Annotated in this window: 21 protein-coding genes; 20 read left to right on the top strand and 1 reads right to left on the bottom strand. The window is 60.6% G+C overall.

The window, feature by feature from the left end; all coding sequences use genetic code 11:
- Positions 1-65: 65 nt before the first annotated feature.
- The 20 genes from purB to ACP7BX_RS14475 all read left to right on the top strand — a co-directional run bounded on the left by purB (position 66) and on the right by ACP7BX_RS14475 (position 22,298).
- Positions 66-1,436 carry an adenylosuccinate lyase gene (purB, locus tag ACP7BX_RS14570; RefSeq protein ID WP_177113304.1) on the top strand — a complete coding sequence of 457 codons (1,371 nt, stop codon included), beginning with the start codon at positions 66-68 and terminating at the stop codon, positions 1,434-1,436.
- Between the two features lie 84 nt (positions 1,437-1,520).
- Positions 1,521-2,687 (top strand): cupin domain-containing protein, encoded by a 1,167-nt coding sequence (locus ACP7BX_RS14565; protein WP_033896834.1) that lies wholly within the window; start codon positions 1,521-1,523, stop codon positions 2,685-2,687.
- A complete protein-coding gene (locus ACP7BX_RS14560) occupies positions 2,680-3,102 on the top strand; it encodes a GNAT family N-acetyltransferase (RefSeq protein WP_314528432.1) in 423 nt (140 codons plus the stop codon). The genes ACP7BX_RS14565 and ACP7BX_RS14560 overlap by 8 nt, the downstream gene beginning before the upstream one ends.
- Before the next feature lie 150 nt (positions 3,103-3,252).
- Complete coding sequence (locus tag ACP7BX_RS14555) at positions 3,253-3,990, top strand: secretin N-terminal domain-containing protein (RefSeq protein WP_426160767.1); 738 nt, start codon at positions 3,253-3,255, stop codon at positions 3,988-3,990.
- A 491-nt stretch (positions 3,991-4,481) separates the two neighbouring features.
- Positions 4,482-5,807, top strand: a complete 1,326-nt coding sequence (aceA, locus tag ACP7BX_RS14550; RefSeq protein WP_003174717.1) for an isocitrate lyase — start codon at positions 4,482-4,484, stop codon at positions 5,805-5,807.
- A gap of 657 nt (positions 5,808-6,464) precedes the next feature.
- On the top strand, positions 6,465-6,878 hold the full coding sequence (locus ACP7BX_RS14545) for an NADH-quinone oxidoreductase subunit A (protein ID WP_003219575.1): 414 nt from the start codon (positions 6,465-6,467) through the stop codon (positions 6,876-6,878).
- Positions 6,879-6,888: 10 nt separating this feature from the next.
- Positions 6,889-7,563 carry a NuoB/complex I 20 kDa subunit family protein gene (locus tag ACP7BX_RS14540; protein ID WP_016975544.1) on the top strand — a complete coding sequence of 225 codons (675 nt, stop codon included), beginning with the start codon at positions 6,889-6,891 and terminating at the stop codon, positions 7,561-7,563.
- A gap of 73 nt (positions 7,564-7,636) precedes the next feature.
- On the top strand, positions 7,637-9,421 hold the full coding sequence (gene nuoC / locus ACP7BX_RS14535) for an NADH-quinone oxidoreductase subunit C/D (protein ID WP_029293360.1): 1,785 nt from the start codon (positions 7,637-7,639) through the stop codon (positions 9,419-9,421).
- Between the two features lie 2 nt (positions 9,422-9,423).
- A complete protein-coding gene (gene nuoE / locus ACP7BX_RS14530; protein WP_033896837.1) occupies positions 9,424-9,921 on the top strand; it encodes an NADH-quinone oxidoreductase subunit NuoE in 498 nt (165 codons plus the stop codon).
- Complete coding sequence (nuoF, locus tag ACP7BX_RS14525; protein WP_003174722.1) at positions 9,918-11,273, top strand: NADH-quinone oxidoreductase subunit NuoF; 1,356 nt, start codon at positions 9,918-9,920, stop codon at positions 11,271-11,273. The genes nuoE and nuoF overlap by 4 nt, the downstream gene beginning before the upstream one ends.
- A gap of 135 nt (positions 11,274-11,408) precedes the next feature.
- Positions 11,409-14,123 carry an NADH-quinone oxidoreductase subunit NuoG gene (gene nuoG, locus ACP7BX_RS14520; RefSeq protein WP_426160788.1) on the top strand — a complete coding sequence of 905 codons (2,715 nt, stop codon included), beginning with the start codon at positions 11,409-11,411 and terminating at the stop codon, positions 14,121-14,123.
- A complete protein-coding gene (gene nuoH, locus ACP7BX_RS14515) occupies positions 14,120-15,127 on the top strand; it encodes an NADH-quinone oxidoreductase subunit NuoH (RefSeq protein WP_017137518.1) in 1,008 nt (335 codons plus the stop codon). Before nuoG ends, nuoH begins: the two co-directional genes overlap by 4 nt.
- 11 nt (positions 15,128-15,138) lie before the next feature.
- A complete protein-coding gene (gene nuoI / locus ACP7BX_RS14510; RefSeq protein ID WP_003174725.1) occupies positions 15,139-15,687 on the top strand; it encodes an NADH-quinone oxidoreductase subunit NuoI in 549 nt (182 codons plus the stop codon).
- A 9-nt stretch (positions 15,688-15,696) separates the two neighbouring features.
- Positions 15,697-16,200 (top strand): NADH-quinone oxidoreductase subunit J, encoded by a 504-nt coding sequence (nuoJ, locus tag ACP7BX_RS14505; protein WP_016974946.1) that lies wholly within the window; start codon positions 15,697-15,699, stop codon positions 16,198-16,200.
- A 2-nt stretch (positions 16,201-16,202) separates the two neighbouring features.
- Positions 16,203-16,511, top strand: a complete 309-nt coding sequence (gene nuoK / locus ACP7BX_RS14500; protein WP_003174727.1) for an NADH-quinone oxidoreductase subunit NuoK — start codon at positions 16,203-16,205, stop codon at positions 16,509-16,511.
- Positions 16,508-18,361, top strand: coding sequence for an NADH-quinone oxidoreductase subunit L (nuoL, locus tag ACP7BX_RS14495; protein WP_033896839.1), 1,854 nt, complete (start codon positions 16,508-16,510; stop codon positions 18,359-18,361). Before nuoK ends, nuoL begins: the two co-directional genes overlap by 4 nt.
- Before the next feature lie 40 nt (positions 18,362-18,401).
- Positions 18,402-19,934: an NADH-quinone oxidoreductase subunit M gene (gene nuoM, locus ACP7BX_RS14490; protein WP_010209575.1), complete on the top strand. Its 1,533-nt coding sequence runs from the start codon at positions 18,402-18,404 to the stop codon at positions 19,932-19,934.
- A 7-nt stretch (positions 19,935-19,941) separates the two neighbouring features.
- Positions 19,942-21,405, top strand: a complete 1,464-nt coding sequence (gene nuoN / locus ACP7BX_RS14485) for an NADH-quinone oxidoreductase subunit NuoN (RefSeq protein ID WP_016974944.1) — start codon at positions 19,942-19,944, stop codon at positions 21,403-21,405.
- 238 nt (positions 21,406-21,643) lie between these two features.
- Positions 21,644-21,994, top strand: a complete 351-nt coding sequence (locus ACP7BX_RS14480) for a toxin (protein ID WP_038850296.1) — start codon at positions 21,644-21,646, stop codon at positions 21,992-21,994.
- On the top strand, positions 21,984-22,298 hold the full coding sequence (locus ACP7BX_RS14475; protein WP_033896843.1) for a helix-turn-helix domain-containing protein: 315 nt from the start codon (positions 21,984-21,986) through the stop codon (positions 22,296-22,298). Before ACP7BX_RS14480 ends, ACP7BX_RS14475 begins: the two co-directional genes overlap by 11 nt.
- A gap of 35 nt (positions 22,299-22,333) precedes the next feature.
- Here ACP7BX_RS14475 and tagF read toward each other — a convergent pair whose 3' ends face one another.
- Positions 22,334-22,879 carry a type VI secretion system-associated protein TagF gene (tagF, locus tag ACP7BX_RS14470; protein WP_426160789.1) on the bottom strand — a complete coding sequence of 182 codons (546 nt, stop codon included), beginning with the start codon at positions 22,877-22,879 and terminating at the stop codon, positions 22,334-22,336.
- Positions 22,880-22,883: the final 4 nt, after the last annotated feature.

Below are 22,883 nucleotides of genomic sequence, written 5' to 3'. Positions count from 1 at the left end.
ACCGGCGGATTTTTTCATGTATGATACGCGCCCCATTTCGTTGCCCGACTGTCCGAGAACACCCCATGCAGCTCTCTTCGCTCACTGCGGTTTCCCCTGTTGACGGCCGCTACGCCGGCAAAACCCAGGCCCTGCGCCCTATTTTCAGCGAATACGGCCTGATCCGTGCTCGCGTGCTGGTTGAAGTGCGCTGGCTCCAGCGCCTGGCCGCTCACCCTGCCATCAGCGAAGTGCCGGCGTTTTCCGCCGAAGCCAACGCTGTATTGAACACCCTGGCGGAAAACTTCTCCCTGGAGCACGCCGAGCGTGTGAAAGAGATCGAGCGCACCACCAACCACGACGTCAAAGCCATCGAATACCTGCTCAAAGAGCAAGCGGCCAAGCTGCCGGAACTGGCCCAGGTCAGCGAGTTCATCCACTTTGCCTGCACCAGCGAGGACATCAACAACCTGTCCCACGCCCTGATGCTGCGCGAAGGCCGTGATGACGTGATGCTGCCGCTGATGCGCCAGACCGCCAACGCCATCCGCGAACTGGCGATCCGCTTCGCCGACGTGCCGATGCTGTCGCGCACCCACGGCCAGCCCGCGTCGCCGACCACCCTGGGCAAAGAATTGGCCAACGTGGTGTACCGCCTGGAGCGTCAGATCGCTCAAGTGGCGGCCGTGCCGCTGCTGGGCAAGATCAACGGCGCCGTAGGCAACTACAACGCCCACCTGTCGGCCTACCCTGAGATCGACTGGGAAGCCAACGCCCGCGCCTTCATCGAAGACGAGCTGGGCCTGGGTTTCAACCCGTACACCACGCAGATCGAGCCGCACGACTACATCGCCGAGCTGTTCGACGCCATTGCGCGCTTCAACACCATCCTGATCGACTTCGATCGCGATATCTGGGGCTACATCTCTCTGGGCTATTTCAAGCAGCGCACCATTGCCGGTGAAATCGGTTCGTCGACCATGCCGCACAAGGTCAACCCGATCGACTTCGAAAACTCCGAAGGCAACCTCGGCATCGCCAACGCCCTGTTCCAGCACCTGGCCAGCAAGTTGCCGATCTCCCGCTGGCAGCGCGACCTGACCGACTCCACCGTACTGCGCAACCTCGGCGTGGGCTTCGCTCACAGCGTGATCGCGTACGAAGCCAGCCTCAAGGGCATCAGCAAGCTGGAACTCAACGAGCAGAAGATCGCCGCTGACCTGGACGCATGCTGGGAAGTCCTGGCCGAGCCGATCCAGACCGTGATGCGCCGCTACAACATCGAAAACCCGTACGAGAAGCTGAAAGAGTTGACGCGCGGCAAGGGCATCACCTCTGACGCACTGCAAACTTTCATCGACGGCCTGGACATGCCAGCCGCGGCCAAGGCCGAGCTGAAATTGCTGACCCCGGCCAACTACATCGGCAACGCTGTAGAGCAAGCCAAGCGCATCTGATCGTTGCTTGACCCTTTGAGACGCCCGGCCGCGCCGGGCGTTTTTATTCCAGTCTGAAAAGTGCTTTTTTTCAATAGGTTACACATGAATCCTGATATCCCTCTTCAACTTCTGGGCGGCATCACGGCACGGGAATTCCTGCGCGACTACTGGCAGAAAAAGCCGCTGCTGATCCGCCAGGCCATCCCTGATTTCGAAAGCCCGATCGACGCCGACGAACTGGCCGGCCTGGCCCTGGAAGAAGAAGTCGAGTCGCGCCTGGTGATCGAACACGGCGAGCGCCCGTGGGAACTGCGCCGCGGCCCGTTTGCTGAAGATGCCTTTAGCACCCTGCCCGAGCGTGAGTGGACCCTGCTGGTGCAGGCTGTCGACCAGTTCGTGCCGGAAGTGGCCGAATTGCTCGAGCAGTTCCGCTTCCTGCCAAGCTGGCGCATCGACGATGTGATGATCAGCTTCGCCGCGCCCGGTGGCAGCGTCGGTCCGCACTTCGACAACTACGATGTGTTCCTGCTGCAAGCCCAAGGCAAGCGCAACTGGAAGATCGGCCAGATGTGCAACTCCGAAAGCCCGCTGCTGCAGCACGCCGACCTGCGCATCCTCGCCGAATTCGAAGAAAGCGCCGAGTGGGTCCTGGAACCGGGCGATATGCTCTACCTGCCGCCACGCCTGGCGCACTTCGGCATTGCTGAAGATGACTGCATGACCTACTCCGTGGGTTTCCGCGCCCCCAGCGCCGCTGAAGTGCTGACCCACTTCACCGACTTCCTCAGCCAGTACCTGACTGACGAAGAACGCTACACCGACGCCGACGCCCAGCCGGTCAGCGACCCGCACCAGATCCAGGGCGACGCGCTCGACCGCCTCAAGAGCCTTCTGGCCGAGCACATGAGCGACGAGCGCATGCTGCTGACCTGGTTCGGCCAGTTCATGACCGAACCGCGCTATCCTGAACTGGTGGCCGGTGAAGAATTGGGCGAAGAGGATTTCGTCAACAGCCTGCAAGACGGCGCGATCCTGGTGCGCAACCCGAGCGCGCGCATGGCCTGGTCGGAAGTCGACGACGACGTGCTGCTGTTCGCCAGCGGCCAGAGCCGTTACCTGCCGGGCAAGCTGCGCGAACTGCTCAAGCTGATCTGCGCCGCCGACGCCCTGCACGCCGAAAACCTCGGCCCATGGCTGGCGGACGAAGACGGTCGCGACCTGCTGTGCGAATTGGTCAAGCAAGGAAGCCTGGGATTTGCCGATGAATAAGATTCACGTAAGTGTCGCGGACTGGCAAAAGGATGTCGCCGAGATTCGGCGCATTCGTGAAGCGGTGTTTATCGCTGAACAATCGGTTCCGCCAGAACTGGAGTGGGATGCGGACGACGCCGGCGCGGTGCATTTCCTTGCATTCGAAGGTGATTTTCCGATTGGCACCGCACGCCTGCTGCCCAGCGGCGAGATCGGACGCGTGTCGGTACTCAAGGACTGGCGCGGGCTGAAGGTCGGCGACAAGCTGATGGAAGCGGTGATCGGCGTGGCCGAGCAACGCGGCCAGGCCAAGCAGTTCCTGAGTGCGCAGGTGTATGCAGCGCCGTTCTATGAGCGACTGGGCTTCAAGATCGTCAGTGACGAATTCCTTGAAGTCGGGATTCCGCATGTGGACATGGTGCGCGGGGACTGATCCGAATCCGCATCGCCTGGGATAGCGATATCAGCAACACCAATAATGCCCTGCCTTGCCAGGGCATTTTGCCGTCTACGATTCAACTTGCCCCCCGCTAGGCCGACAAACTGGCAAACTCAAGCCTAAAGACTCGCAGAGATAACGGACATGTCCCTACGCACCCTGCTCACCGCCCTTCTCCTGACCGCCAGCGTTTCGGCCATAGCCGACACCGAAGTGGTCAACCTGAGCAACCGCACCAGCGCCGACCTGCTCCCCGTAGCGCAGAACTTCATCGGCAAGGACGGCACCGTCAGCGCCTACGGCAACCAGCTTATTGTCAACGCCGACCCCGCCAAGATCCAGGACTTGCGCGCCCTGCTCTCCCAACTCGACACACCAGCCAAGCGGCTGCTGATCACCGTCGACACCAACGAAAACAACCAACAGAACAGCGGCGACAGCCAGACCCGCATCATCAGCTACGGCACCGCCAGCCGCGACGGCGGGATCCAACAGATCCAGGCCAGCGAAGGCGTGCCCGCGCTGATTCAGGTCGGCCAGAGCGTACCGCTGACCACCACCCAGCAAGACGGCTACGGCCGCTTGCAGAACCAGACCCAGTATCGCAACGTCACCCAGGGGTTCTACGTGACGGCGAGCGTCACCGGCGAAACCGTTCACCTGGCGATCAGTACCAACCGTGACCGCATGAGCCAGGAACGTCCCGATGTAGTGAATGTGCAAAGTACCGACACAACCGTCAGCGGCCGCTTGGGTGAATGGATCCCCCTGGCCGGTATCAATCGCGAGACCCAGGCCGACAAATCCTCTGGAACCCGCACCTACTCTACTCAAGGTCGCGATGACCTGACTGTGCGGGTCAAGGTCGACACCCTGAACTGAAGCACCAAAAACTGACTGATGAGTCGTATTAGACCAAAGATGTAGTGCTTTAAAAAAAGCACTACAAAACATTTGACGATCCAAAAAAGCATGGGCATGATGGCCTCGCTCCCGCTAATCAGGGGCCCTGGCAAGGGCCTTCGGATCGCCGCTCCAAGCTACCCACCTGAGCCGATTCGTGTCTGTACCGCCCACAAGGCGTGTTTGACTTTGGTTGCGACTGGAACGAAGTTGTCCCGAGGGACGGAAGCTAACCAGGTAACCCGGCTACACGCTGTTGAACACCCAAGGGCCCACGACGCCCTCAGACTGTTCGCGGCCCGCCTTTACCTACCGCCCCTCTCGCCAATCGTTCATCCCGTCGCATTCCCCGCCAGACCCGACATGACCGCCTAAGCTTCTGGTCAGCGAGCAGCCCTGCCCACGCATTTGAATGCAGGGCTGGCAAATGGATTTTTCCACCACAAGAAGACGCGACGAGGTTTACTTCCATGGCACTGACACGCGAACAGCAAATTGCAGCCCTCGAAAAAGACTGGGCTGAAAACCCACGCTGGAAAGGCGTGACCCGCGCTTATTCCGCTGCTGACGTCGTCCGCCTGCGTGGCTCGGTTCAACCTGAGCACACCTTTGCAAAACTCGGCGCCGAGAAGCTGTGGAACCTGGTGACCCAAGGTGCCAAGCCTTCCTTCCGTCCCGACAAAGATTTCGTCAACTGCATGGGCGCCCTCACTGGCGGCCAGGCAGTGCAACAGGTGAAAGCCGGTATCCAGGCGATCTACCTGTCCGGCTGGCAAGTGGCAGCGGATAACAACTCCGCTGAATCCATGTACCCCGACCAATCGCTGTACCCGGTGGACTCGGTCCCAACCGTGGTCAAGCGCATCAACAACTCGTTCCGTCGTGCCGACCAGATCCAGTGGAAAGCCGGCAAGAACCCAGGCGACGAAGGCTACATCGACTACTTCGCACCGATCGTGGCTGACGCTGAAGCCGGCTTCGGCGGCGTGCTGAACGCCTACGAGTTGATGAAGAGTATGATCGAGGCTGGCGCTGCCGGCGTGCACTTCGAAGATCAGCTTGCTTCGGTGAAGAAATGTGGCCACATGGGCGGCAAAGTATTGGTGCCAACCCAGGAAGCCGTACAGAAGCTCACCGCTGCACGCTTGGCGGCCGACGTTGCCGGTACACCGACCATCATCCTGGCCCGTACCGACGCCAACGCCGCTGACCTGCTGACTTCGGACTGCGACCCGTACGACCAGCCATTCGTGACCGGCGAGCGTACCCAGGAAGGTTTCTACAAGGTCCGTGCCGGCCTGGACCAGGCGATTGCCCGTGGCCTGGCCTACGCGCCGTACGCCGACCTGATCTGGTGCGAAACCGCCAAGCCGGACCTGGACGAAGCCCGTCGCTTCGCCGAAGCGATCAAGAAGGAATACCCAGACCAACTGCTGTCCTACAACTGCTCGCCTTCCTTCAACTGGAAGAAGAACCTGGACGACGCGACCATCGCCAAGTTCCAGCGTGAACTGTCCGCCATGGGCTACAAGCACCAGTTCATCACCCTGGCCGGCATTCACAACATGTGGCACAGCATGTTCAACCTGGCGCACGACTACGCCCGCAACGACATGACCGCCTACGTGAAGCTGCAAGAGCAGGAGTTCGCCGACGCCGCCAAGGGTTACACCTTCGTGGCTCACCAGCAGGAAGTGGGCACCGGCTACTTCGACGACATGACCACCGTGATCCAGGGCGGCACCTCGTCCGTGACCGCGCTGACCGGCTCGACCGAAGAAGAGCAGTTCCACTAAGCACCGCGTACACGGCCACTGCGGCCCCAAGGAAGACCTAACCGCAGTGCCGCACAACAATCACGCCCCGACCTGTTCGGGGCGTTTTTTTAGCTGATGAAAATCCGACTGGCATAACACGGATCAAAATGTGGGAGCTGGCTTGCCTGCGATGGCGGTGCACCAGTCGCCGCATTCAAATGCTGACACACCGCCATCGCGGGCAAGCCCGGCTCCCACAGGGATCGCGTCGAGCTGAACGTTTTTGCGCAAAACATTGATCCAGAGCGGTGTTCGCGTGGATCAGATCGGTTAAAAGATCCCCGTCAGCAACTAAGCGACACTCTAGCAAGTAACGGCAACTTCCCTCGCCACACGAGAAACATTCGCTTAAACCCCGCGCAAACAATATTCATTATCATTTGGCGCATGAAAACTTCGTTACAGGATAAACAAAACACATTTGATTAAATGCCCGCTAATGCCCGCCCCACAAGGGCTACAGCCCCAAGAAGGTGCACTATGTCCTTATTCCATCGAATAATTTCGCCATAGGAATTTTACTTGCCCGGTGTTTAGCCATAAAATCACCGCGATTGATTGCAGTGCGACATATCGTCACTGCATCGTTACTTTTTCGAGCTCAGAGACCTTTGCTCTCTGTTAAGGATTTCCAGCATGACCGAAGCGACAGGACTCATGGCCCACAACTGGGGCTTTGCCATTTTCCTCCTCGGTGTTGTCGGCCTCTGCGCCTTCATGCTCGGTGTCTCCAGCCTCCTCGGGTCAAAAGCCTGGGGCCGCAGCAAAAATGAACCGTTCGAGTCCGGCATGCTACCTACAGGTGGCGCCCGCTTGCGGCTCTCAGCCAAATTCTATCTGGTCGCGATGCTTTTCGTGATCTTCGATATCGAAGCCCTTTTTCTCTTTGCCTGGTCTGTGTCCGTCCGCGAAAGCGGCTGGACCGGATTCGTCGAAGCTCTCGTTTTCATAGCAATTCTGTTGGCAGGCCTTGTCTACCTATTCCGAGTGGGCGCCCTTGACTGGGCTCCGGAAGCTCGTCGTAAGCGGCAAGCGAAGCTGAAACAATGAGGCTTTGGCGATGCAATACAATCTCACCAGGATCGACCCGGATGCTCCTAACGATCAGTACCCTATCGGCGAACGGGAAACCGTCTCCGATCCGTTAGAAGATCAAGTCCACAAAAACATCTACATGGGCAAGCTGGAAGACGTGCTGAGTGGCGCGGTCAACTGGGGACGTAAGAACTCCCTGTGGCCGTACAACTTCGGTCTTTCGTGCTGCTACGTGGAAATGACCACCGCCTTCACGGCGCCCCACGACATCGCGCGCTTTGGCGCCGAAGTTATCCGGGCATCGCCGCGCCAGGCGGATTTCATGGTTATCGCCGGCACCTGCTTCATCAAGATGGCGCCGATCATCCAGCGTCTCTACGAGCAAATGCTCGAACCGAAGTGGGTTATCTCCATGGGTTCGTGCGCCAACTCCGGTGGCATGTACGACATCTACTCCGTCGTTCAGGGGGTGGACAAGTTCCTGCCCGTGGACGTCTACGTGCCCGGCTGCCCGCCCCGCCCCGAAGCATTTCTGCAAGGCTTGATGCTGTTGCAGGAATCGATCGGCAAGGAGCGTCGCCCGCTGTCCTGGGTCGTTGGCGATCAAGGCGTATACCGCGCCGAGATGCCTTCGCAAAAGGAAGAGCGCCGCGAACAGCGAATCGCAGTCACCAACCTGCGCAGCCCTGACGAAGTCTGATCCAGCCCGCTTCTTTAAATAGAACGAACACCTGGCTTCATTCTTTACGTTGACCGAAAGCGATAAAAAAACCATGACTACAGGCAGCGCTCTGTACATCCCGCCTTATAAGGCAGACGACCAGGATGTGGTCGTCGAACTCAATAACCGTTTTGGCCCTGACGCCTTCACCGCCCAGGCCACACGCACCGGTATGCCGGTGCTGTGGGTGGCGCGCGCCAAGCTCGTCGAGGTCCTGACCTTCCTGCGCAACCTGCCCAAGCCGTACGTCATGCTCTATGACCTGCATGGCGTGGACGAGCGTCTGCGCACCAAGCGTCAGGGCCTGCCGAGCGGCGCCGATTTCACCGTGTTCTACCACCTGATGTCGCTGGAACGTAACAGCGACGTGATGATCAAGGTCGCACTAAACGAAAGCGACCTGAGCATCCCGACCGTCACCGGTATCTGGCCGAACGCCAGCTGGTACGAGCGTGAAGTCTGGGACATGTTCGGTATCGACTTCCCGGGCCACCCGCACCTGACGCGCATCATGATGCCGCCGACCTGGGAAGGTCACCCGCTGCGCAAGGACTTCCCTGCCCGCGCCACCGAATTCGATCCGTTCAGCCTCAACCTCGCCAAGCAACAGCTTGAAGAGGAAGCCGCACGTTTCCGTCCGGAAGACTGGGGCATGAAACGCTCCGGCACCAACGAGGACTACATGTTCCTCAACCTGGGCCCGAACCACCCTTCGGCTCACGGTGCCTTCCGTATCATCCTGCAACTGGACGGCGAAGAAATCGTCGACTGCGTGCCCGACATCGGCTACCACCACCGTGGTGCCGAGAAGATGGCCGAGCGTCAGTCGTGGCACAGCTTCATCCCGTACACCGACCGTATCGACTACCTCGGCGGCGTGATGAACAACCTGCCGTACGTGCTCTCGGTCGAGAAGCTCGCCGGTATCAAGGTACCGGACCGCGTCGACACCATCCGCATCATGATGGCCGAGTTCTTCCGCATCACCAGCCACCTGCTGTTCCTGGGTACCTATATCCAGGACGTCGGCGCCATGACCCCGGTGTTCTTCACCTTCACCGACCGTCAGCGCGCCTACAAGGTCATCGAAGCCATCACTGGTTTCCGCTTGCACCCGGCCTGGTACCGCATTGGTGGCGTGGCCCACGACCTGCCGAACGGCTGGGAGCGCCTGGTCAAGGAATTCATCGACTGGATGCCCAAGCGTCTGGACGAGTACCAAAAGGCTGCTCTGGACAACAGCATCCTCAAGGGTCGAACCATCGGCGTCGCCCAGTACAACACCAAAGAGGCGTTGGAATGGGGTGTCACCGGTGCTGGCCTGCGCTCAACAGGTTGCGATTTCGACCTGCGTAAAGCGCGTCCATACTCGGGCTACGAAAACTTCGAATTCGAAGTCCCGCTGGCCGCGAATGGCGATGCCTACGACCGTTGCATCGTGCGCGTCGAAGAAATGCGCCAGAGCTTGAAGATCATCGAGCAATGCATGCGCAACATGCCGGCAGGCCCGTACAAGGCGGATCACCCGCTGACCACGCCACCGCCGAAAGAGCGCACGCTGCAGCACATCGAAACCCTGATCACGCACTTCCTGCAAGTTTCGTGGGGCCCGGTCATGCCGGCCAACGAATCCTTCCAGATGATCGAAGCGACCAAGGGTATCAACAGTTATTACCTGACGAGCGATGGCGGCACCATGAGCTACCGCACCCGGATCCGTACCCCAAGCTTCGCCCACTTGCAGCAGATCCCTTCGGTGATCAAAGGCGAGATGGTCGCGGACTTGATTGCGTACCTGGGTAGTATCGATTTCGTTATGGCCGACGTGGACCGCTAAGCATGAACAGCACGCTTATCCAGACAGACCGTTTCACCCTGAGTGAAACCGAGCGCTCGGCCATCGAGCACGAGCTGCATCACTACGAAGACCCGCGCGCGGCGTCGATCGAAGCCTTGAAGATCGTCCAGAAGGAACGTGGCTGGGTGCCGGACGGCGCGCTCTACGCCATTGGCGAGATCCTCGGCATCCCTGCCAGCGACGTTGAAGGCGTGGCTACGTTCTACAGCCAGATCTTCCGTCAGCCGGTTGGCCGCCACATCATTCGCGTGTGCGACAGCATGGTCTGCTACATCGGTGGCCACGAGAAAGTGGTTGACGCGATCCAGACCAAACTGGGCATCGGCCTCGGCCAGACCACTCCGGACGGCCGCTTCACGCTGCTGCCGGTGTGCTGCCTGGGCAACTGCGACAAGGCGCCGGCGTTGATGATCGACGACGACACATTCGGTGACGTGCAGGCAACTGGCGTGACCCAATTGCTCGAGGGCTACCCATGACCCTTACATCCTTCGGCCCGGCCAACCTGATCAAGCGTTCGCCTGAAACCCACCCGCTGACCTGGCGCCTGCGTGACGATGCCGAGCCGGTGTGGCTCGACGAATACCAGGCCAAGAACGGTTACGCGGCGGCGCGCAAAGCTTTCGCCGACATGGCCCAGGACGATATCGTCCAGACCGTGAAAGACGCCGGCCTTAAAGGCCGCGGCGGTGCAGGCTTCCCCACTGGCGTTAAGTGGGGCCTGATGCCAAAAGACGAATCCATCAACATCCGCTACCTGCTGTGCAACGCGGATGAAATGGAGCCAAACACCTGGAAAGACCGCATGCTGATGGAGCAACTGCCCCATCTGCTGATCGAAGGCATGCTGATCAGCGCCCGCGCGTTGAAAACCTACCGCGGCTACATCTTCCTGCGTGGCGAGTACACCACCGCCGCCAAGCACCTCAACCGTGCCGTGGAAGAAGCCAAGGCGGCTGGCCTGTTGGGCAAGAACATCCTCGGTTCGGGCTTCGATTTCGAATTGTTCGTGCACACCGGCGCCGGGCGTTATATCTGCGGTGAAGAAACCGCACTGATCAACTCCCTCGAAGGCCGCCGCGCCAACCCACGTTCCAAACCGCCCTTCCCTGCCGCCGTCGGCGTATGGGGCAAGCCGACCTGCGTCAACAACGTCGAGACCCTGTGCAACGTGCCGGCGATCATCGCCGACGGCGTGGACTGGTACAAATCGTTGGCCCGCGAAGGCAGCGAAGACATGGGCACCAAGCTCATGGGCTTCTCCGGCAAGGTCAAGAACCCTGGTCTGTGGGAGCTGCCGTTCGGCGTGACCGCCCGCGAGCTGTTCGAGGACTACGCCGGTGGCATGCGCGACGGCTACACCTTGAAAGCCTGGCAGCCAGGCGGCGCCGGCACCGGTTTCCTGTTGCCTGAGCACCTCGACGCACAGATGTATGCCGGCGGCATCGGCAAGGTCGGCACCCGGATGGGTACGGGCCTGGCGATGGCAGTGGACAACACCGTGAACATGGTCTCGTTGCTGCGCAACATGGAGCAGTTCTTTGCCCGTGAATCCTGCGGCTTCTGCACCCCATGCCGCGACGGTCTGCCGTGGAGCGTGAAGCTGCTGATGGCCCTGGAAAATGGCGAAGGCCGCGAGGGTGATATCGAAACCCTGCTCGGCCTGGTCGGTTTCCTCGGCCCAGGCAAGACCTTCTGTGCTCACGCACCGGGCGCCGTGGAGCCATTGGGCAGCGCCATCAAATACTTCCGCTCGGAGTTCGAAGCCGGCATCGCGCCCACCAGCGCCGCCGTCCCGCCTCTGGCAAGGCCGATCGTAGTCGGCGCGTAACGCTTAAAAAGGCGAAGGGTCCGTGCCCTTCGCTTTCTCATGGGCTGACGCCGTAAAGGCTGTGTTGATGCCCGTGAATAACAAGATTCCATTAGCCACGCCCGCTGACAACGGGCCAACGAAGAACTTTGAACCATGGCCACTATCCACGTAGACGGCAAAGCGCTCGAAGTCGATGGGGCAGACAACCTGTTACAGGCATGTCTCTCACTAGGCCTCGACATCCCGTATTTCTGCTGGCACCCCGCGCTTGGTAGCGTCGGTGCCTGTCGCCAGTGCGCGGTCAAGCAATACACCGACGAGAACGACACCCGTGGTCGTATCGTCATGTCCTGCATGACCCCAGCCACCGACAACACCTGGATCTCCATCGACGATGAAGAATCCAAGGCGTTCCGCGCCAGTGTCGTCGAATGGCTGATGACCAACCACCCTCACGACTGCCCGGTCTGTGAGGAAGGCGGTCACTGCCACCTGCAAGACATGACGGTGATGACCGGCCACAACGAGCGCCGTTATCGCTTCACCAAGCGTACCCACCAGAACCAGGACCTCGGCCCGTTCATTTCCCACGAAATGAACCGCTGCATCGCCTGCTACCGTTGCGTGCGCTTCTATAAAGACTACGCCGGCGGCACCGACCTGGGTGTGTTTGGCGCCCACGACAACGTGTACTTCGGTCGCGTTGAAGACGGCGTGCTCGAAAGCGAGTTCTCCGGCAACCTCACCGAGGTCTGCCCGACCGGTGTGTTCACCGACAAGACGCACTCCGAGCGCTACAACCGTAAGTGGGACATGCAGTTCGCCCCGAGCATCTGCCATGGCTGCTCCAGCGGTTGCAACATCTCCCCGGGCGAGCGCTACGGTGAACTGCGTCGCATCGAAAACCGCTTCAACGGTTCGGTCAACCAGTACTTCCTGTGCGACCGTGGCCGTTTCGGCTATGGCTACGTCAACCGCGAAGACCGCCCGCGTCAGCCGTTGCTGGCCAACGGCGGCAAGCTGAGCCTGGACGACGCGCTGGATAAAGCCGCCGACCTGCTACGCGGCCGCAACATCGTCGGTATCGGTTCGCCACGCGCCAGCCTCGAAAGCAACTTCGCGTTGCGCGAACTGGTCGGTGCCGAGCACTTCTACAGCGGTATTGAAGCCGGTGAGCTGGAGCGCATCCGCCTGGTCCTGCAAGTGCTGAACGACAGCCCGCTGCCGGTGCCGAACATGCGCGACATCGAGGACCACGACGCCATCTTCGTGCTCGGTGAAGACCTGACCCAGACCGCCGCACGTATCGCCCTGTCGCTACGCCAGTCGGTCAAAGGCAAGGCCGAAGACATGGCCGACGCCATGCGCGTACAGCCGTGGCTCGACGCCGCGGTGAAAAACATCGGCCAGCACGCGCTGAACCCGCTGTTTATCGCAAGCCTGGCTGAAACCAAGCTCGACGATATCGCCGAAGAATGTGTGCACGCAGCCCCAGACGACCTGGCCCGTATCGGTTTCGCCGTGGCCCACGCCCTCGACGCCAGCGCACCGGCCGTCGAAGGCCTGGACGCTGAAGCCGTTGAACTGGCCCAGCGTATCGCCGACGCCCTGCTGGCCGCCAAGCGTCCATTGATCATCGCTGGCACCTCGTTGGGTTCCAAGGCGTTGATCGAAGCCGCTGCCAACATCGCCAAGGCCTTGAAGCTGCGCGACAAGAACGGTTCCATCAGCCTGGTCGTGCCTGAAGCCAACAGCCTTGGCCTGGCCATGCTCGGTGGCGAGTCCCTGGACGCGGCCCTGCAAGCCGTGACCGACGGCAAAGCCGACGCCATCGTGGTGCTGGAAAACGACCTGTACACCCGCACCGATGCCGCCAAGGTTGACGCTGCGCTCAACGCCACCAAAGTGCTGATCGTTGCCGACCACCAGAAGACCGCTACCAGCGAGCGCGCCGACCTGATCCTGCCAGCCGCCACCTTTGCCGAAGGCGACGGTACGCTGGTCAGCCAGGAAGGCCGCGCCCAGCGCTTCTTCCAGGTGTTCGATCCGAAATACATGGACGCCAGCATCCTGGTTCATGAAGGCTGGCGCTGGCTGCATGCCCTGCGCGCCACCCTGCTGAACCAGCCGATCGACTGGACCCAGCTCGACCACGTCACTGCCGCCACCGCCGCGAGCGCGCCGCAACTGGCACGGATCGTCGACGCTGCACCGTCCGCCGCGTTCCGCATCAAGGGCATGAAACTGGCCCGTGAACCGCTGCGTTATTCCGGTCGTACGGCCATGCGCGCCAACATCAGCGTGCATGAACCACGCACTCCACAAGACCCGGACACCGCGTTTGCCTTCTCCATGGAAGGTTATTCGGGTTCGGTCGAGCCTCGTCAGCAGGTGCCGTTCGCCTGGTCGCCGGGCTGGAACTCGCCACAGGCCTGGAACAAGTTCCAGGACGAAGTCGGTGGTCACATCCGCGCTGGCGACCCAGGCACCCGCCTGATCGAAAGCACTGGTGACGCGCTGAACTGGTTCGCGGCCGTACCGCGTCCGTTCAACCCGGCCCAGGGTACTTGGCAGGTTGTGCCGTTCTTCCACCTGTTCGGCAGCGAAGAGAACTCTTCCAAAGCCGCGCCGGCTCAAGAACGCATCCCGGCCGCCTACGTTGCCCTGGCCAAGTCCGAAGCCGACCGCCTGGGTGTCAACGACGGTGCCCTGCTCAGCCTGAACGTGGCCGGCCAGACCCTGCGTCTGCCGCTGCGCATCAACGAAGAGTTGGGTGCTGGCCTGATCGCACTGCCAAAAGGCATCGCTGGCATTCCAGCGGCGATCTTTGGCAAAACCGTTGACGGTCTGCAGGAGGCAGCGCAATGACTTGGTTCACGCCGGAAGTAATTGACGTGATCATTTCGGTGGTCAAGGCCATCGTGATCCTGTTGGCCGTGGTCGTCGCGGGCGCCCTGCTCAGCTTCGTCGAACGTCGCCTGCTGGGCTGGTGGCAGGACCGTTACGGTCCGAACCGCGTTGGCCCGTTCGGTATGTTCCAGATCGCCGCCGACATGCTGAAAATGTTCTTCAAGGAAGACTGGACCCCGCCGTTTGCCGACAAGGTGATCTTCACCCTGGCACCGGTCGTGGCCATGAGCGCCTTGCTGATCGCCTTCGCGATCATCCCGATCACCCCGACCTGGGGCGTGGCGGACCTGAACATCGGCTTGCTGTTCTTCTTCGCCATGGCCGGTCTGTCGGTCTATGCGGTGCTGTTCGCCGGTTGGTCGAGCAACAACAAGTTCGCCCTGCTGGGTAGCTTGCGGGCTTCGGCCCAGACCGTGTCCTATGAAGTGTTCATGGGCCTCGCGCTGATGGGCATCGTGGTGCAGGTCGGCTCGTTCAACATGCGCGACATCGTCGAGTACCAGGCGCAGAACCTGTGGTTCATCATTCCGCAGTTCTTCGGCTTCTGTACCTTCTTCATTGCTGGCGTCGCCGTGACTCACCGTCACCCATTCGACCAGCCGGAAGCGGAACAGGAACTGGCCGACGGTTACCACATTGAATACGCCGGCATGAAATGGGGCATGTTCTTCGTTGGCGAGTACATCGGCATCATCTTGATCTCGGCCCTGCTGGTCACGCTGTTCTTCGGCGGCTGGCATGGTCCGTTCGGCATCCTGCCGCAGTTGGCGTTCTTCTGGTTCTTCCTGAAGACCGCGTTCTTCATCATGTTGTTTATCCTGCTGCGCGCGTCCATTCCGCGTCCACGATACGACCAGGTGATGGATTTCAGCTGGCGCTTCTGCCTGCCACTGACCCTGATCAATTTGCTGGTGACGGCTGCCGTTGTGTTGTTGAACACGCCAGCCGGCGCGGTTCAGTGAGGATTTGACCCATGTTCAAATATATTGGCGACATCGTTAAGGGTACCGGTACCCAGTTGCGAAGCCTGGTGATGGTGTTCGGTCACGGTTTCCGCAAACGCGACACCCTGCAATACCCGGAAGAAGCGGTGTACCTGCCGCCGCGTTATCGCGGCCGTATCGTGCTGACCCGCGACCCCGATGGCGAAGAGCGTTGCGTAGCCTGCAACCTGTGCGCCGTGGCGTGCCCGGTGGGTTGCATCTCCCTGCAGAAAGCTGAAACCGAAGACGGTCGCTGGTACCCGGACTTCTTCCGCATCAACTTCTCGCGCTGCATTTTCTGCGGCCTCTGCGAGGAAGCTTGCCCGACCACCGCGATCCAGCTGACACCGGATTTCGAGATGGCCGAGTTCAAACGTCAGGACCTGGTGTACGAGAAAGAAGATCTTTTGATCTCTGGTCCCGGTAAAAACCCTGATTACAACTTCTATCGTGTTGCAGGTATGGCCGTTGCCGGTAAGCCGAAAGGCGCCGCACAAAACGAAGCCGAGCCGATCAACGTGAAGAGCTTGCTGCCTTAAGGAAGAAAGATGGAATTCGCTTTCTATTTCGCGTCCGGTATTGCAGTGGTGTCCACGCTTCGCGTGATCACCAACACCAATCCTGTGCACGCCCTGCTCTACCTGATCATTTCGTTGATCGCCGTGGCCATGACCTTCTTCGCACTCGGCGCTCCGTTCGCCGGCGTGCTGGAAGTGATCGCCTATGCCGGCGCCATCATGGTGCTGTTCGTGTTTGTGGTGATGATGCTCAACCTGGGGCCGGCTTCGGTCGCCCAGGAGCGCGTCTGGCTCAAGCCCGGCATCTGGCTCGGCCCGGTTATCCTCGCAGCGCTGCTGCTGGGTGAACTGCTGTATGTGCTGTTCGCTCACCAGAGCGGCCAGGCCATCGGCCACACCACCGTAGACGCGAAGGCCGTGGGCATCAGCCTGTTCGGCCCGTACCTGCTGGTGGTCGAACTGGCTTCGATGCTGCTGCTCGCGGCAGCCATCACCGCCTTCCACTTGGGCCGCAACGAAGCCAAGGAGCAATGACGATGCCTGCTATCCCTTTGGAGCATGGTCTGGCGGTCGCCGGCATCCTGTTCTGCCTTGGCCTGGTCGGCCTGATGGTTCGCCGTAACATTCTGTTCGTGTTGATGAGCCTGGAAATCATGATGAACGCCGCTGCACTGGCGTTCATCGTTGCGGGTGCACGTTGGGGCCAGCCGGATGGACAAGTCATGTTCATCCTGGTGATCAGCCTGGCAGCCGCCGAGGCCAGTATCGGCCTGGCGATCCTGCTGCAACTGTATCGTCGCTTCCACACGCTTGATATCGACGCTGCCAGTGAGATGCGCGGATGAACATGATCTTTCTGACTTTCGTATTCCCCCTGATCGGTTTCCTGCTGCTGTCGTTCTCTCGCGGACGCTGGTCGGAAAACCTCTCGGCCCTGGTGGGTGTGGGCTCCATTGGCCTCTCGGCCATCGTGACCGCCTACGTCATCTGGCAATTCAACGTGGCGCCGCCGGAAGGCGGTCACTACACCCTGGTACTGTGGCAGTGGATGTCGGTGGAGGGCTTCAAGCCCAACTTCGCCCTCTACGTCGACGGCCTGTCGATCACCATGCTCGGCGTGGTGGTGGGTGTGGGCTTCCTGATCCACCTGTTCGCGTCCTGGTACATGCGCGGTGAAGCCGGTTACTCGCGCTTCTTCTCGTACACCAACCTGTTTATCGCCAGCATGCTGTTCCTGGTGCTGGGCGATAACCTGTTGTTCCTGTACTTCGGCTGGGAAGGCGTGGGCCTGTGCTCGTACCTGTTGATCGGTTTCTACTACAGCAACCGCAACAACGGTAACGCAGCCCTTAAAGCCTTCATCGTGACCCGTATCGGTGACGTGTTCATGGCCATCGGCCTGTTCATCCTGTTCCAACAGGTGGGGACGCTGAACATCCAGGAACTGCTGGTGCTGGCACCGCAGAAATTCCAGGTTGGCGACTTCTGGATCACCCTGGCTACCCTGATGCTGCTGGGCGGCGCTGTCGGTAAATCCGCACAACTGCCGCTGCAAACCTGGCTGGCGGATGCGATGGCCGGTCCTACCCCGGTGTCGGCATTGATCCACGCCGCAACCATGGTAACCGCCGGTGTCTACCTGATCGCCCGTACCCACGGCCTGTTCACCCTGGCGCCGGACATCCTGCATCTTGTCGGCATCGTCGGTGGCGTGACCCTGGTGCTGGCCGGTTTTGCTGCGCTGGTACAGACCGACATCAAGCGTATCCTCGCCTACTCGACCATGAGCCAGATCGGCTACATGTTCCTGGCCCTGGGCGTTGGTGCCTGGGACGCGGCGATCTTCCACCTGATGACCCACGCCTTCTTCAAGGCCCTGCTGTTCCTCGCTTCCGGTGCGGTGATCGTTGCCTGCCACCACGAGCAGAACATCTTCAAGATGGGCGGCCTGTGGAAGAAACTGCCACTGGCCTACGCCAGCTTCATCGTCGGTGGTGCCGCCTTGGCCGCCCTGCCGTTGGTGACCGCCGGTTTCTACTCAAAAGACGAAATCCTCTGGGAAGCCTTTGCCAGCGGTAACCAGAACCTGCTGTACGCAGGCCTGGTGGGTGCGTTCATGACCTCGCTGTACACCTTCCGCCTGATCTTCATCACCTTCCACGGTGAAGCCAAGACCGAAGCACACGCAGGCCATGGCATCTCGCATTGGTTGCCGTTGTCGGTGCTGATCATCCTGTCGACCTTCATCGGCGCGCTGATTACCCCACCGCTGGCCGGTGTCCTGCCAGAAAGCGCCGGCCATGCCGGTGGCGCTGCCAAGCACAGCCTGGAAATCGCCTCGGGCGCCATTGCCATCGCCGGTATCCTGTTGGCAGCCCTGCTGTTCCTCGGCAAGCGTCGCTTCGTGACCGCCGTGGCCAACAGTGGCATTGGCCGTTTCCTGTCGGCCTGGTGGTTCGCTGCCTGGGGCTTCGACTGGATCTACGACAAACTGTTCGTCAAGCCTTACCTTGCCATCAGCCATGTACTGCGCAAAGACCCGCTCGACCAGACCATCGGTTTGATCCCGCGTGCCGCCAAGGCCGGTCACACCGCCCTGAGCCGCAGCGAGACCGGTCAACTCCGTTGGTATGCCGCTTCCATGGCAGCCGGTGCCGTACTGGTGATCGGCGCCATCGTTGTGGTAGCGGTCTGACTATGAATATTGCGAACCTGCGAAAGGAAACGAGCCTGTCATGATTCTGCCCTGGCTAATCCTGATCCCCTTTATCGGCGGCCTGCTCTGCTGGATGGGTGAACGCTTCGGCGCCACCCTCCCCCGCTGGATTGCGTTGCTGACCATGTCCCTGGAACTCGCTCTTGGCCTCTGGCTGTGGGCCCATGGCGACTACTCATTTGCTCCGGCACCGGGTGTCGATCCGACCTTCGCGCTTGAATTCAAGCACGTGTGGATCCAGCGCTTCGGCATCAACGTGCACCTGGCCCTCGACGGCCTGTCGCTGTTGATGATCCTGCTGACCGGCCTGCTGGGTATCCTCTCGGTACTCTGCTCCTGGAAAGAGATCCAGCGTCACGTGGGCTTCTTCCACCTGAACCTGATGTGGATCCTGGGCGGCGTTGTCGGCGTGTTCCTCGCCCTCGACCTGTTCATGTTCTTCTTCTTCTGGGAAATGATGCTGGTACCGATGTACTTCCTCATCGCGCTCTGGGGTCACAGTTCTTCGGACGGCAAGAAAACCCGGATCTACGCGGCGACCAAGTTCTTCATCTTCACCCAGGCTTCCGGCCTGATCATGTTGGTGGCGATCTTGGGCCTGGTACTGGTCAACTTCAACAACACCGGCGTGATTACCTTCAACTACGCCGACCTGTTGAAAACCAAGATGTCGTTGACCACCGAGTACATCCTGATGCTGGGCTTCTTCATCGCGTTCGCGGTGAAGCTGCCGGTGGTGCCGTTCCACTCCTGGTTGCCTGACGCTCACGCCCAGGCGCCGACCGCTGGCTCCGTGGACCTGGCCGGTATCCTGCTGAAAACCGCTGCCTACGGCCTGCTGCGTTTCGCCTTGCCGCTGTTCCCGAATGCCTCGGCCGAGTTCGCACCGATCGCCATGACCCTGGGTCTGATCGGGATCTTCTACGGTGCGTTCCTGGCCTTCGCGCAAACCGACATCAAGCGTCTGATTGCCTTCTCGTCCGTTTCCCACATGGGTTTCGTACTGATCGGCATCTACTCCGGCAGCCAGTTGGCATTGCAAGGCGCCGTGATCCAGATGCTGGCCCACGGTGTCTCGGCCGCTGCCCTGTTTATCCTGAGTGGCCAGCTGTACGAGCGCCTGCATACCCGTGACATGCGTGAAATGGGTGGTGTTTGGTCGCGCATCGCGTACCTGCCGGCGATCAGCCTGTTCTTCGCCGCCGCGTCCCTGGGCTTGCCGGGCACCGGCAACTTCATCGGCGAGTTCCTGATCCTGATGGGTGCATTCGTGCAAACACCGTGGATCAGTGCGATTGCTACCTCCGGCCTGGTGTTTGGTTCGGTCTACTCGCTGATCATGATCCACCGCGCCTACTTCGGCCCGGCCAAGTCCGACACCGTCCTGCAAGGGATGGATGCTCGCGAACTGATCATGGTGCTCGGCCTTGCGGTGCTGCTGATCTACATCGGCGTGTACCCGCAACCGTTCCTGGACACTTCTGCCGCGACGATGCATGGCGTGCAGCAGTGGTTCGGCACCGCCTTCTCTCAACTCGCTTCGGCCCGGTAAGAGCGCTATGGAATTCACGATCCAACACTTTATCGCGCTTGCGCCGCTGCTGATTACCAGCCTCACCATCGTGGTGGTGATGCTGGCAATCGCCTGGCGCCGCAATCACTCGCAAACGTTCCTGCTGTCCTGTGCCGGTCTGAACCTGGCCCTGCTGTCGATCATCCCGGCCCTCAAGGTCGCGCCATTGGCGGTCACGCCATTGATGATGGTGGATGACTTCGCGCTGCTGTATATCGCGCTGATCCTGGTCGCGACCCTGGCGTGCGTCACCCTCGCCCACGCCTACATGGGCGAAGGCGGCACCGGTTACCCAGGCAACAAGGAAGAGCTGTACCTGCTGATCCTGCTGGCTGCGGCCGGCGGTATCGTGCTGGTCAGCGCACAGCACCTGGCGGGCTTGTTCATCGGCCTGGAACTGCTGTCGATCCCGACCTACGGCCTGGTGGCCTACGCCTTCTTCAACAAGCGCTCCCTGGAAGCCGGCATCAAGTACATGGTGCTGTCGGCGGCCGGTTCCGCGTTCCTGTTGTTTGGTATGGCCCTGCTCTACGCCGAAGCCGGCAGCCTGAGCTTCACCGGTATCGGTCACGCCCTGGCCACCACCCACATGCCTGCGCCGATTGCCCAACTGGGCCTGGCCATGATGTTGATCGGCCTGGCGTTCAAGCTGTCGTTGGTGCCGTTCCACCTGTGGACCCCGGACGTGTACGAAGGCGCCCCGGCGCCGGTAGCGGCGTTCCTGGCCACCGCGTCGAAGGTTGCTGTGTTTGCGGTGATGGTGCGTCTGTTCCAGATCTCCCCTGCTGCCAACACCGGCGTGCTGAGCACCGTGCTGACCGTGATCGCCATTGCGTCGATCCTGTTCGGTAACCTCCTGGCCCTGACCCAGAACAACCTCAAGCGTCTGCTGGGTTACTCCTCCATCGCGCACTTCGGCTACCTGCTGATCGCCCTGGTGGCGAGCAAAGGCCTGGCCGTGGAAGCCATGGGCGTGTACCTGGTCACCTACGTGATCACCAGCCTGGGTGCATTCGGCGTGATCACGCTGATGTCCTCGCCATTCAAAGGCCGTGACGCCGACGCCCTGTACGAATACCGCGGCCTGTTCTGGCGCCGTCCGTACCTGACCGCCGTGCTGACCGTGATGATGCTGTCCCTGGCCGGTATTCCGCTGACGGCGGGCTTCATCGGCAAGTTCTACATCGTCGCCACCGGTGTTGAAGCCCACGAATGGTGGTTGGTTGCCTCCCTGGTACTGGGCTCCGCGATTGGCGTGTTCTACTACCTGCGCGTGATGGTCACCCTGTACCTGATCGAGCCAAACCTGCGCCGTGTGGACGCCGAGCTGCATTGGGAACAGAAGGCAGGCGGCGTGATGCTGCTGGCCATCGCCCTGCTCGCGTTCTTCCTGGGCGTTTACCCACAACCGTTGCTCACCCTGGTGCAGCACGCGGTGCTGGGCGTTTGATCGCTTAGCGGGATGCAGTCAACAAAACGGCGCCTTCGGGCGCCGTTTTGCGTTTCTGGGGGAGTGGCTTTTACCCTCCCCTATTCGCGGAAATTTCCTCAGCCATCTGCCTCTTCATCCGGCATCTACTCGATGAAGGCCGCCGTATGGTGTCTGCGTTTTAGGAAAGTTCCCACAGCAGGGTCACTTGACCCATCGCGGGTGGGCCACCAAACTATACGCAGGCTACGTACAAAACATGGATGCTCTATTTATCGAACTGCCGGCCTTCGAGCGGCATCGCAAGGACTATCTGAGTGACGAGCTTTTCCAGGGTTTTCAACAAGAGTTGATGAAAAACCCGGAAGCAGGAGATGTGATCGAGGGAACAGGCGGACTGCGCAAGGTTCGCTTCGTCGATGAGCGACGCAATAAAGGCAAGCGCGGTGGCCTGCGGGTCATTTACTACTGGTGGTCGGGCGGCACGCAATTCTGGCTGTTCACCCTGTACGGCAAGCACGAACAGGATGACCTGACACCACAGCACAAAAAAGCCCTAAAACACCTGCTGGACAGGGAAATCAAAGCGAGAACACATCATGAAACGTGAAATCTTTTCCGAACTGGTCGAAGGCTTCGATGCCCTGGCAGACGAACGTCAAGGCAAAGTCACCCTGCGAACCCACAAGGTTCACCTCAAAAACCTGGCGCCACTCACCGCCGAGGAAGTGGTCGCGGTGCGCCAACAACTCAACCTCTCCCGGTCGGTGTTCGCCATGTACCTGCGCACCAACACCCGCACCCTGGAAAACTGGGAGCAAGGCCGGGCCAAGCCGAACGCCCAGGCTGCTACGCTGATCCGCCTGGTGGCACGTTTCCCGGAAACCGTGGCGCAACTTGCTGCATTGGGTTGATCAGCAAAGCCCCGACAGGTTCGGGGCTTTTTCATTCAGGGCCATGGGCCGCCGAGCATGTCGGCGAAGGTCTCTGCATCAGGCAATCCCTCCCCTTCCCAACGCGTCGGCGCAACGTGGGGGGAACCTTCGCTCCAGAACAACACCCGCATGGCGGGATCTGCTCGTTCGATAAGCGTGGGCAATGGCAACGCCTGTACCGACTCATCAAATACCTCGAGGGAAAACGCCTCGCCCAGGGCGGACAACGCCAAGCGCTCCACCTCACCATGCCAGGTCGCATCCAACAGCAGCACGTCTCCAACTGCTGCAGCAACGGTCAGTGGAAAATAGCGCCCCACCCGATCCACACTGGGAATCATCACCCCGGCCCAGCCCTGTTCACCGCACACACCCGCCGCCAACGCAAAGTGCCAGATCGGACTGCACAGGTACACCTCCAGCCATTGCTCGCCCAGACGCTCATAACTGCACTGCAAACCGGCCTGCAACCAGGCGTCCCACGGGCCAAGGAATTCCGGTGCCAAGCGACGACTGACAAAGTCTCCCAGGCTGGGAACCTTGCCGAAAAATCCATTCATGGTG

This window comes from Pseudomonas sp. DWP3-1-3b3, assembly GCF_049896305.1.
In the GTDB taxonomy this organism is placed as follows: domain Bacteria; phylum Pseudomonadota; class Gammaproteobacteria; order Pseudomonadales; family Pseudomonadaceae; genus Aquipseudomonas; species Aquipseudomonas azotoformans_A.
This window is presented reverse-complemented; position numbering and strand designations above follow the sequence as displayed.